We start from the raw sequence: 12649 nt of genomic DNA, 5'->3' as shown, positions 1-12649 counted from the left end.
ATCCGCTTATTGGCTGGCATCGGTGCATATGCCCACTAGAATAGGTCCAGAGCGAAGGATGCAAGACATGGCCGCACGGCGACCGACAGCACAGCAATTCACACGCGCGGCAACCCTGCTTCAGGGGCAGATCAGACGTGCCGGTGAATCGCGCGGTTTCGCGGTCACCCGCCTGCTGACCCACTGGCCCGACATCGTGGGCGAGGATATCGCCCGGATCGCCCGGCCTGTCGATGTGTCCTACGGACGGCAGGGAATGGGCGCCACGCTGTCCGTGCTGACCACGGGTGCGCAGGCCCCGATGCTGGAAATGCAGAAGGAACGGCTGCGGGAAAAGGTGAACGCGGTTTATGGCTACAACGCCATTGCGCGGATCCGGATCACGCAGACCGCCCCCACCGGATTTGCCGAGGGGCAGGCAGACTTCAGCCACGCCCCCAAACCCTTTACCCCCCCGCCGCAGGATCCCGTGGTGGCAAGAACGGCGGCTGCCGTTGCCGAAGGGGTGGGCGACGAAAAACTGCGCGCAGCGATTGAATCCCTCGCGCGGAACGTTCTATCCAAGACGAAACACTGAGGTTGCCGGCATCATGACCCTGCAATCCTCGAAGGAAAGGTGACAGAAATGAATCGTAGAACCGCTCTGATCGGCATTTCCGCATTGGCCATGGCCGCTGGCGGCTGGTCACTGACCCGCACGACCACCGGAGGCATGCCGGACCTTGGCGTCGCCAATGCGCAATCCGCCGATATCGACACCTCCGGCGTTGTCGAGATGGTGATGGGCGCGGAAGATGCACCGATCACACTGGTCGAATACGCCTCGTTCACCTGCCCGCATTGCGCCAGTTTCCACAATGGCCCGCTGAAGCAGCTCAAGGCCGAATACGTGGATACCGGAAAGGTACGCTTCATCTATCGCGACGTCTATTTTGACCGTTTCGGGCTGTGGGCTGCGATGGTTGCGCGTTGCGATGCCTCCAAGTTCTTCGGAATTGCCGACCTGCTTTACGGACAGCAGTCCGAATGGATCGCAGGCGGTGGCGATCCGGCGCTGATCGCGGAAAACCTGCGCCGGATCGGCCGTGTGGCGGGTCTCGAGAATGACCAGCTCGAGGCGTGTCTTGCCGACAACGCGAATGCACAGGCGCTTGTGGCGTGGTATCAGGCCAATGCCCAGGCGGATGACGTGAATTCCACGCCGACCCTGATCATCGATGGCGAAAAGCATTCGAACATGGCCTATGCCGACCTCAAGGCAATCCTGGACGAGAAACTGGGCGAATGACCGAAGCACCGCTTGCCGGCCTGAAGGTCGTTGAACTGGCGCGCATCCTGGCCGGCCCCTGGGCCGGACAGACGCTGGCCGATCTGGGCGCCGAGGTCATCAAGGTCGAGGCGCCCGAGGGTGACGATACCCGGCAGTGGGGCCCCCCTTTCATCGAGCGCGAGGGGGACAAGTCCGCCTCTTATTTCCATTCCTGCAACCGTGGCAAATCCAGCGTCACGGTGGATTTCCGCACGCCCGAGGGGCAGGAGAAGGTGCGCGAACTGGTGCGCGACGCCGACATCCTGATCGAGAACTTCAAGCTTGGCGGCCTTGTCAAATACGGGCTGGATTATGACAGCCTGTCCAAGATCAATCCGGGGCTGATCTATTGCTCGATCACCGGGTTCGGTCAGACCGGGCCCTATGCGCATCGCGCGGGCTATGACTATATCATCCAGGGCATGTCCGGGCTGATGTCGATCACGGGCGAACCTGACGGACAGCCGCAGCGCGTGGGCGTGGCGGTCACGGATATTTTCACGGGCGTCTATTCCGTGGCGGGCATCCTTGCCGCGCTCTACCAGCGCAGCCGCACAGGGCGTGGGCAGCAGATCGACATGGCGCTGATGGATGTGGCCGTGTCGGTCACGGCCAATCAGGCGATGAACTATCTGACCACGGGCACGCCGCCGGGGCGCACGGGGAATTATCACCCCAACCTGACCCCCTACCAGGTGTTCGATTGCGCCGACGGGCATATCATCATCGCCACCGGCAATGACGGGCAATACCAGCGCCTGTGTCAGTTGCTGGGGCTGGACTGGATGACGACCGATCCGAAGTTTCTGAAGAATGCCGACCGGGTCGCGAACCGGCCCGAGATGATCGGGCTGTTGAGCGCCGAGACCGCAAAGCGCAGCAAGGCCGACCTGCTGGCTGGATGCGAGGCAAGCGGCATTCCGGCGGGACCGATCAATGACATGGCCGAGGTCTTTGCCGATCCGCAGGTGATCGCACGAGGCATGAAGATCGCACCGGGCGGCATTCCGGGCGTGCGGGGGCCGATCCGGTTCTCGGATGCCGAGCTGGCGCTGGACTGGCCCGCGCCGAAACTGGGCCAGGACAACCCAAGCTAGGACGAAGGCAGTCTGTCCCATCGCGGGCCATATTTTTAATCCTTTTTAATCAGAGGCTTAAAAATAAGGATTTACCACTTTTTAACGCTTTGTGGCGAGGACAGGCTTCTGCCCAAGGAGCGACGACAGCGGCGCAAGCGGCAATTCTGCGTCGACCACAGAAATGCGGGGCCAGCACTGCATCAGGGCGCAGCCAGGCAGCCTGTCCAAGCGAACAGGAGTTCGAAGCGGCTTTCGGCAGATGCTATCACATTGTCGGGTTTGCCCGGACCAAAGCCGAAGCAGAAGAGATTGTGCGCCAAACGCATGATCAGCAGTCAGGCTCTGGTGCTTATCGTATGGTCGATGGTCGATACGGGGTGTCATACCGCATGTCCGGGCCCAGACTGGTCATGGACAGACACCTGTTTTCAAATGCAGTTTATGGCCCCCGCACCATTCATTGGCATATAGACCACAGGAAGAACGCCCGCCCCAGCAGCAGCGGTCGGATTACCCGGTCTGACGAGGCCTGTGTCCCGGTCAATCAGGTTGCGGGCAGAACAGACTGGAACTTTGATCACATCACCCAGGCCCGGGTGCGTGAAAACAGAGCCGCGCGAGAGCAGGCCCGCCGCGAGGCTGCCGCACGTCCGCGCGTACCGGTCACTTTCAACCCAAATGCGTCCTGTTTTTCGTCGGATACCTGTTTTCGCGTACTCGAAACAAACGGGAGTTCCGTTCAGGTCATGTGCACGAAAGGTCCGAATGTTGGTGTCCAGAAATGCATCGCGACCCGCGACGGCAAATGGGCTGCTGGTTGTGGTTTGGCGGACACCTTCGCTTATCACTGGAGCAGCATGAGGTCGGCAGGCAACACCGCCTGCGGAGGGTGATGCCTCTTCCCTGAGAGGGCCTTGAAATAGGCCCGAGGTTCGTCCCGACGGCGAGGGCAGTCAGCTGTCCCCGCCGTCTGCGCCCATGATTAGCGCCGGATTTCGAGTATTTTGGGAACGATGAAAGGCGCGTACTTTCTGCAAAGGCGCGGACTTTTTGCGAGGTTCGGTCATTGTCGTGAACAAGCAACCTCGATCGCCGCAGATGATTGCCAAGCCATTCGCAGATCACGCCCGAACAATTTTTCTTGAGTATTTTACAAACGCTCATTAGCCAAGATCTGTAGTCAGTGTTGTTAAGTGGTTGGCCATGGTGCGTTTTTCCGGTTCCCGTAGTGGGTCGTCCTTTGGGCGGTATTTTTTCCGCAAGTCAAAACAAGCATTTACGCTCGTTGTCTGTCTTGCAGTCACCTTCCAGCCGATTCTGGCGCAGGTGGCTTATGCCCAGGAAATCATCATCGATCCCAACGGGAACGTGGGATTCGCACCGACCCTGCAACGCAGCACGCGGCCCCAAGTCGTGGATATCGCGCGGCCCAACGAAGGCGGTGTGTCCCACAACAGGTACGAACGCTTCGACGTGACCTCGCGCGGGGTCGTGCTGAACAACTCGCAGGGCCCTGCCAGCACCAGCGTCGCCGGAAACATCGCCGGGAACCCCAACCTTGCGACCGGCACGGCCACGACCATCGTGAACGAGGTTACCTCGACCCGGACAACGGCCCTCAACGGATCGGTCGAGGTTGCCGGGGACAGGGCCGGGGTCATCATCGCGAACCCCAATGGCATCAACTGCAACGGCTGCAATTTCATCAATGCGGGGTCGGCCACGCTGACAACGGGTGTGCCTGTCATCTCGGGCGGGAATATCCGTCTGGATGTAACCCGAGGCACCGTCACGATCGGCCGCAATGGCCTGCGGGGCGCGACCGCGCCGGGCGGCGGTCTGCCCGAGGTCAACCTGATCGGCCGCACCGTGGTCATCGATGGCCAGGTGAGTGCAATCGACGGGATCACCGTGCTGGGCGGCGCGCAGCAATATGACCTGACCAACAAGCGGCGCATCGCGAATCTGGCCGGGTCAGGCACCGCGCCAGATCTTGTCATCGACGGAACCGAATTCGGCGCAATGACCGCCGGGCGCATCCAGATCATCGGGAACGAGGCGGGCCTTGGCGTGCGGACGCTGGGCGCGGTGCAATCAACCGTCGGCGATGTGCAGATCACCGCAGAAGGCAACACGACCGTGCGCACCGTTGCCGCGCAGGGGCGCGCCATCGTGCAGTCGAACGCAGGCGACCTGACGCTTGAGCGCGACATCGTGTCAGCGACACGGGATGTTGCGGCTTCGGCCCGCAACAACCTGACCGTGGACACCGACTCGGGGCTTTTTGGTCAGACTGGCGTTAACCTTAATGCGCGCAACAGGGACTTGCAGTTCGACGGCGTTCTGCAATCCGGCGCGAATGCGACGCTCTACGGGCGCAACAGCCTGAGTTTTGGTGGTTATGGCACGGCGGCGGGCGATTTCTCGGTCGGTGGTCGGGGCACGATCACGCTGCAGGATTCGACGGTTGTTGCCAATCGCATGGTCGTGGTGCCGGGCAGCGGCGCTTTCGCGCTGCGCAACGCGGCGGTCTTCAGCGGCCAGAACTTCAACATCAGCACCCATCATTTCAGCCTGGGCGAGAATGTCTATGTCGAGGGGCGCAATGTCGGCGAAGACAGCACCCTTGCGGTGACGGCTTCGGGCAACTTCACCAACAGCGCCGACCTCGAGGCGGGACAGCTGTCCAACATCAGCTTTGCGGGTCACCTGTTCAACGAGGCGGGCGGGATCATTCGCGATACGCGGCTGAACCTGACCTTCGGGCGGGATCTGCACAATTCGGGTGTGATCTTTGGCACGGAAAGCCTGGCGCTGAACGTGGCGTCGCTGTTCAACAACGCGACCGGCACGATCCTGTCCGACAGTGTCGGCATCACGACGTCAGCCGTGTTGCACAATGCGGGCGCCATCCTTTCCGAAGGGGCGGCCACACTGGTGGCAGGGACGCAGTTCCGCAATGAGGGGCTGCTTCAGGCGATCCGCGCCACGATCACCGCGCCGAGCATTCTCAACACTGGCGCTGCGGCGCTGCGTCTGCGCGACAGCGGCATCCTGACTGTCACGGGCACCCTGACGAATGCCGGCGTGATGACATCGGCTGGCAGTCTGCAGATCAACGCGGGGCAGTTCACGAACAACGGCAACCTTGCTGTCGAGACAAGCCTCGTTGCGCTGACCAGCGACCTGACCAATGCGGGCGTGATCACGGCGGGCGGATCCATGTCGCTGCGGGCGACAAACCTGCTGACAAGCAGCGGCACGATCGCCAGCTATGGCAATGCCGTGCTGCATTCGGACCTGCGTGTCGAGAACCGCGGTCTGCTGCTGGCCGACAACAGCCTGCTGGTGACCTCGCCGCGCTTCGACAATATCGGCGGGGATGCCGTGTTGCGTGCCGTGACCGGCGATATCCGCAGCGCGACCATCGTGAACTCGGGCGAGGTGTACCTGGTCAACTCGTTCCGGCGGCGCGACAATATCGAGTTGTTCGACAACTCGGGCGTTTTCGCCACGCAAGGTTTCATCGAGATCGCGAATACGGGCAGCAGCACCGCACGCGGGCAATTCCATGCGGGCAGTGTCCTGATGGCGGGCCTGCGTCCCGAGGACGAGACCCAGACGCTGGCCACCACCGGCAATGTCGTGCTGCGGTTCCAGAACCTGACCCTGCAGGGAAGCGTGATTGCAGGGGGTGCGGTCACGATTTCGGGGCCAAGCGCGCTGGTCATCAATGGCACCATCCGGGCAGGAACGACCGTCAACCTGACAGGCGGCACCAGTATCGCCGTCGGATCGGCCGGCGTGATCCAGGCCGCGGGAGCGGGCTTTGTCACGGCGGCGGGCAGCTTTACCAATGACGGGCTCGTGTCGCTTGGCGGCTACATGCGCGTCGGCGGCGGGATGCAGAGCTTCACCAACCGCAATGCCATAGCGATCGCGGCGACGGATCGTTTCACGCTGCCGGTCAGTTTCACCAATACCGGCGTGCTTCAGGCCAGCGGCGGAATCTCGATCGCGTCGGGCACGATCAGCAACACCGGTCTTCTGCAATCCGTGACGGCCCTGACACTGGCCGCGCAGCGCAGCAGCGTGGATCCTGCGACCGGCCAGACGGTGATCATCCGTGGCGGTCTGTCCAACACTGGCATGCTGGTGACCGAGGGTGTGCTGTCACTGACCGCGGGTGCGATGCGGATCCAGACGGGTTCCTATCTGACCGGGACCCAGCTGCGGCTGAACGCGGACAGCGTGCACAACTATGCCAACACGGTGCTGACGGGAACCGCGCGCAACGACTGGACCATCGCGCAGGATTATCGCCAGTACGGCAGCCTTTTCGCCGAGGGCGCGCTGCGCATCACCGCCGGAACTTTCCAGAGCTTCACCGGCAGTCTTCTGGGCAGCAGCGATTCCATCGCGATGACCACAAGTGGGACCACGACACTGGCCGGGTCGATTTCGGCGCGGACCGCCGCGCTGACGGCGTCAGCCATCTCCGGTGCGGCCACCTCGTCGGTTTTCACAACGGGTGATCTGCGTCTGACGGCAGCCAGTGGCCGGGTCGGCCATGTCGGCGAGATCGTGGCGGGCGGCAACCTGACCGTAAGTTCCAGAGAGTTCGACATCCGGGGCAGCCTGTACGGCACCAACGTGGTGCTGAATGCTGCGACCCGTGCCACGACCTTCGGCAATCTTTATGCGGGCGAGCGGTTCACGGTTTCGGTGAGCGAGGCCGCCCTGTCGAATTACGGGCTGATCGAGGCGCGCGATCTTGTGTCGATCACCGCGCGCGGGATCACGGTCTTCAACGGGGGCAGCGTCAATTCGACCGAGATCCTGGCGAATGTGACAGGCGGGATCAGCAATGCCGGCACGCTTTATGGCGCGCGGCAGATCACGCTCTATGCCACTGCCGGGATCAGCAACCAGGGGACGGGTGTGATCAACGGGGCCTCGCTGGGTGTCAGGGGCATCGACTTCAACAACAGCGGCAGCGTCAACGTTTTCGGCCTGTTCGGCACCCTGTCGCGCAACATGCAGAATTTCGGCACGATCAACGCCGAAACCTATGTCGGGATCACCACCGCCAATTTCTACAACCGCGCGAATGCACTTCTGCAATCGGGTGAACACCTGCATGTGCGGTCGACGGGCGTTGTCGCCAACGAGGCGGGCGCACGGCTCTTGGCGGATACGATCGACCTGCGCGGCGGTTCCGTGTCGAACTCCGGGCTGATCCGCGGCCAGACGGTCACCAATATCGCCGATCTGTCCGGGTCGCTTGTCAACGGGGCCAGCGGCCGGATCGAGGGGCAGACGATCGCCCTGCTGATGACGGGGGGCCTGCGCAACGACGGTGTGATCGGCACCGCGCAGGGCACCAACCTTGTAAGCCTGTCGGTCGCGCGCGAAGCAACCAACAATGGCCAGATCGCCGGGCAGAACATCTCGGCGCTGGTGCAGCAACATATCGTCAACCCGGGGTCCATCACGGCAAGCCAGGAACTGGGCCTGAAATCGAACACCAGCTACATCGGCAACTCCGGCGTGCTGCGCGGGCAGGATGTGGTGATCGAAACCGCCGGAGGGTTCGATAACCAGGGCCTTCTGCGGGGGGGCGAGGATATCTCGGTCACGGCGGGCGGCGACATCCGCAACCGCGTGGTGAACGGCTCGGTCCCTGAAATCCTTGCGCCGCGTATCTTGTTGCAGGCAAACGGCGCCGTATCGAACAACGGACGCCTGTTCGGGTACCAGTCGCTTGGCGTGCAGGCCATCAACGGCGCCATCCACAACAACGGGACGATCACCGGGCCGGATATCACCCTGATTGCCCGGAACGACGGCGTCTGGTCGCCTGCGGCCATCGTCGCAGGGGGCAGCCTTGCCATCGAGGCGCGCAGCATCGGCCTGCGTGACCGGATCTCGGTCACCAACGACGTGACCCTGCGAACGACGCATTTCAACATCGAGGTGGATGGGACCATCCAGACGCAGCGGTTGATGATCGAGGCTGCAGGCGACATCGTCGCTGCGGCGGGCGCGCTGCGGGGCAGCGAGCTTGTGCAGCTTGTGGCCAATGACATCCAGCGGCCCGATGGCGTGAACAGCAGCACGACCCGCACCCGTAAACTGGGTGTGATCGGCGGGGCGCTGAACGATGTCTATGTCGAACTGCGCACCGGCAGCATCGGCGCGCTGGGGCCGTCGATCTACGAGGCGACAGGCCATGCCTACGAGGCGTTGAACTGGAACGCCGCGGGGTCTGTGTCGTTGATCACCGGGCAGGGCAACATCCTGCTGACCGGCAATATCAACGCGGCGAATGACCTCTACATTCGCGCCGGCACCAATGCGGTTCTGAACTCGGGCACGCTGCGCGGCGGGAACATCACCCATGTCGAAGGCGCGCGGTTCCTGAAGAATTACGGCGGCGCGGTCGTGACTGCGGGCAACAAGGTGCAACTGTCGCAGACGGCGGGCTGGTTCTATACCGCCGACTGGTTCAGTGGCGATCTGACCCATCACCTGAGCGTTCAGGCCGAGACCATCATCGTCAACAGCAGTCACCGCCTTGTGGGGCGTGACATCTACCTGCTGGCCACCGAGGACATCCGCCAACGCGATCACGTCATTTCGGCCCGCGGCATCACCTACAGCGCCGGGCGCGACATGCTGATCCGGTTCAACCCGTTCAACTGGCGCGCGGCCAATCCGGGTGCGGCCTATACCGGCGACTTCTGGGACATGCAGTCCGCCGGGGTGCGGGGCAATCCGCTGCTGTCGCAGGGCGCGGGCATGGTGCTTTACGCCGGGCGCGACCTGACACTGAAATCCGGCAAGGTCCATTCCGGTGGCAGCCTGGACATCGTGGCGGGCAACACCTTCCTGAGCGAGCCGATCTATATCGAGAACGGCCGCACCAACCGCCCCGGCAACGTCGGCTGGGATTTCGACAGCCGCTATACCGGCGTTGTCAGCGGTCACAACGCGGGCAATGTCATCATCACGGAATTGCGCGCCTACGAGAACCAGATCTCGGCCCGCAATGACCTGAACATCACCGCCGGCGGCATGGTCAACCTGATCGGAACGCGTGTCACCTCGAGCCATGGGAACATCACGCTCGAGGCGCTGAATGCCGGGATCAACATGGTCGCGGCACCCGGCTTCTGGTCCTACAACTATACGCAGACGACGACGCGGAAGAAGCTCTTCGGTCTCTACAAAAGAACGACGCGTTACGAGTATGACGCGGCCGAGGACATCTACAAGCGGTCGGTCCTGAGTGCGGCGAACGGCGACATCACCCTGCGCGCCACGGGCACCAACCTGACCGGACCGGGATCGGTGCCGATTGCGTCGATCCTGTCGGCGGGCACCGAGTTCAACGCCAGGAACATCAGGCTGTTCACCCCCAACGGCAATATCACGGCAGGCACCTATGCCGAGCGGTCGATCACACGGGAAGAAACCCACAGCAGCACGCGCATTTTCTGGTTCATTCCTTTCGGGTCCGACGACACCGAGGAAACCAACAGCATCCTCGTCAACTACGGCAATGACTTCCTGGCCGATGAATTGCTGAGCCTTCGCGCGCCCCAGGGCACGCTGAGCATCACGGGTGGGTCGATCCGCGCGCAGAGCCTGGTCATCCAGGCGGCGCAGCTGCAGATCAACGGCGTGATCAATTCGGCGCGGCAGACCTATTATTCGCGCCGCGACAACATGATCACGATCACCACGATCCAGTCAGGCTTTGAACGTGAAACCGCTGCGATGCCGGAAATCTTCGTGCCGGACATCACCTTCAACGTGACGGGCCAGACCCATATCGCGGGCTATCGCGGCACCACGCTGAACAGCCAGATCATCAACCTGATCGGATCACGGCAGTTCTCCAACGAGATGCTTGGCATTGCCCCGCCCGATGATGCGGCAGCGGCACAAAACGCCGCGCAGGCGGTGAACAGCGACTACATGCGCAGCTTCACCCTGCCGGGTGCCACGGATGGCGCACAGTTCGCCTATCTCGACGTGCTGATACAGGACTATGGCGCAACCTATCACGCCTTCGAGCTGCGCGATCATTCCTGGTACGACAAGCAGGTTCAGCTGAACCCGGCGTTCCGCGCGCTACTGCAGGCCGTGGTGGCCTATGCGGTGGGTGGCATCAACTTCGGGATCGAGAACGCCTTTGTCGCCAAGGGCGTCGAGGCGGCGACCACCAACCTTGTGGTGGGCGTGATCGAAGGTGGCATCACCGGCAACATGGACATGGAGGCGATCCTGCGTGGCACGCTTTTGTCGGGTGTGTCCGCCAGCCTGAGCAGCCTTGTGGCCGAGAACATCAACTGGGGCGCAGGCCTCAGCGATCAGAGCCCCTTCCTCAACGACCTGCGCGGCACCTTCGCGCCGGCCAATATCCTGGACCGTTTTGGCGACCAGATCACCAGCCAGATCATCACCAACGTGGTCTATGGCCAGGATCCCTTTGCCGGTTTCGACGCGCTGGGCCGGTCCTTCCTGACCAATGAAATCATGGCGCTGGCGCAGTTCGGCATCGGCGAACTGGGTCATGGCAATGCCAGCTGGGAAGGCTCTCCGGGTCATCTGCTGCTGCATGGCGGTCTGGGCTGCGCGCTGATCGAGGTCATGGACGGTGATTGCGTTGCGGGCTTCTTCGCGGGCGTCAGCCAGTCCCTGCTGGCCGGATCGAACCTGAGCGACGATCAGAAGCTGGAACTGGCCCCCCTGGTGGGCGCGCTGTCGGGCTTCGTCTTCTCGGGCGGAAACGCGATCAACGTCAGCTTCGGTAGCACCATCGCGCAGTCGGGGATCGTCAACAACTACCTGACGCATGTGCAGGTTCTCCAGATGGAATCCGAGATGACGCAGTGCCTGTTGCGGGCTGACTGCGGCGACGCGGAGATGCGCGCCATCGTCGAACGCTATCGTGGGTTGTCTGCTGCCAACCGGGCCGAACTGCAGGCATGCCAGACGGCAGAGTGCTGGGAATTCCATCGCCAGCGGATGATCCGGAGTGAGCAGGAGATCAGGGCAATCCGGGCGCGCACGCCGATGGATATGCTTTCCAGCCTGAACTACGTGATGGGGCAGGTCACTACCTTTGCGCAGGAGGAGCTTAACGAGTCCTTCACCGCAGTGGTCCATCCCGCTCACATGGTTTTTGGCCAGACCTTCGAGCAATGGGGGCAGCAAAACTGCAGCGGCAGGCTGGATTATGCCTGCTTGCAAAGCTTCCAGAGCATGTCGAATGTCCAGAGCCTTGGAAACTCGCTGGTCACCGCACTGGAACTGACAACGCCACTTGGCCTTGTCGTCGAAGGCTATGCCTGCGCCGCCAACATGACCGTAGCGGCCTGCGCCACGGCCGCCGCCTCTGCGATCCCCACGGGGGCTCTCGTGCGACTGGGCGGAAAGGTCTTCATCCGCTCGGGCAACGAGGTTCTGGAAGTCACGGTTGAAGTGTCAGGCGGCACCCGGACCGTTGCGGATATCTCTCCTTCCGTCAGGCCGCTTACAGAAGCTGAAAGAATCGGCATCCTTCGTGAAGCGTCGAATCTACCCTCGGGGAACCGTACGCTTTTGGGAACTGCCACACGCGCTGAAGCGGCTGAGTTGGGTGAGGCATGGGTTGGCCCGGGTTTCAGGGTTGCGAGCGATGGCAGGACGTTGATCAGCGCGGATGGGTTACGGCAATATCGGCCACCAGCCCCGAAGCCAAACAGTCCGTATACACAAACGGGTGTTCAGGCTAACTTTGAACAAAGGCTTGACCCGACCACAAGCTGGACATCCAACGCCCATCTCGACATTTCGGATTAGACGCATGAAGGCAAATCTCCGTCATCTCATTTCACCTGACATAGACGAGCGGGTTTTCTGGCCTGATGAGGAGGATTGTTTCTGTTTTGCCGTTGACGCATTGGTGGGACCCGATGGTGAACCAGGGGAGGAAGCATTTGGTTTTCGGGTCTGTACGCCAAAATGGATTGCGACGCGTATGATCAACCGTGATTTTGGCGATTTCGGAGTTTTCGGAAAAAACCTGATCATCGTGAAAGAATATGATTGGGATGCGATAAGAAAGATGGTCGCGACTCTCTGTGCCAATACGACGGGTAAAGACTGGCAAGAGGTCGCGTCTAAGCTTTCAAGATTTGGTCGTTGGGAATTCGAGGATCACCAGGGTTGACCTGTCGACATCCGCCTTGCCGGGTTACGACTATTTCGT

General features: G+C 61.9%; 5 protein-coding genes. All 5 read left to right on the top strand.

The annotated features are described in order from the left end of the window. The first annotated feature begins 67 nt into the window (after positions 1–67). The 5 genes from ACMUJL_RS13200 to ACMUJL_RS13180 all read left to right on the top strand — a co-directional run bounded on the left by ACMUJL_RS13200 (position 68) and on the right by ACMUJL_RS13180 (position 12610). The gene (locus ACMUJL_RS13200; protein ID WP_068291035.1) at positions 68–577 is read left to right on the top strand and encodes a DUF721 domain-containing protein; all 510 of its coding nucleotides are present in this window, start codon (positions 68–70) and stop codon (positions 575–577) included. Positions 578–625: 48 nt separating this feature from the next. Beyond that, the gene (locus ACMUJL_RS13195) at positions 626–1288 is read left to right on the top strand and encodes a DsbA family protein (RefSeq protein WP_068291037.1); all 663 of its coding nucleotides are present in this window, start codon (positions 626–628) and stop codon (positions 1286–1288) included. Continuing rightward, positions 1285–2406 carry a CaiB/BaiF CoA transferase family protein gene (locus ACMUJL_RS13190; protein WP_375573614.1) on the top strand — a complete coding sequence of 374 codons (1122 nt, stop codon included), beginning with the start codon at positions 1285–1287 and terminating at the stop codon, positions 2404–2406. The genes ACMUJL_RS13195 and ACMUJL_RS13190 overlap by 4 nt, the downstream gene beginning before the upstream one ends. A gap of 1308 nt (positions 2407–3714) precedes the next feature. After that, the gene (locus ACMUJL_RS13185) at positions 3715–12240 is read left to right on the top strand and encodes a filamentous hemagglutinin N-terminal domain-containing protein (RefSeq protein WP_375573611.1); all 8526 of its coding nucleotides are present in this window, start codon (positions 3715–3717) and stop codon (positions 12238–12240) included. A gap of 4 nt (positions 12241–12244) precedes the next feature. Beyond that, complete coding sequence (locus ACMUJL_RS13180) at positions 12245–12610, top strand: Imm8 family immunity protein (RefSeq protein ID WP_161486884.1); 366 nt, start codon at positions 12245–12247, stop codon at positions 12608–12610. Positions 12611–12649 lie beyond the last annotated feature (39 nt).

Origin of the sequence: Seohaeicola sp. (assembly GCF_048006315.1) — a bacterium.
In the GTDB taxonomy this organism is placed as follows: domain Bacteria; phylum Pseudomonadota; class Alphaproteobacteria; order Rhodobacterales; family Rhodobacteraceae; genus Seohaeicola.
This window is presented reverse-complemented; position numbering and strand designations above follow the sequence as displayed.

Coding starts and splice junctions, on each gene's coding strand:
- ACMUJL_RS13200 (WP_068291035.1), top strand. CDS start 68: ATGGCCGCACGGCGACCGACAGCACAGCAATTCACACGCGCGGCAACC.
- ACMUJL_RS13195 (WP_068291037.1), top strand. CDS start 626: ATGAATCGTAGAACCGCTCTGATCGGCATTTCCGCATTGGCCATGGCC.
- ACMUJL_RS13190 (WP_375573614.1), top strand. CDS start 1,285: ATGACCGAAGCACCGCTTGCCGGCCTGAAGGTCGTTGAACTGGCGCGC.
- ACMUJL_RS13180 (WP_161486884.1), top strand. CDS start 12,245: ATGAAGGCAAATCTCCGTCATCTCATTTCACCTGACATAGACGAGCGG.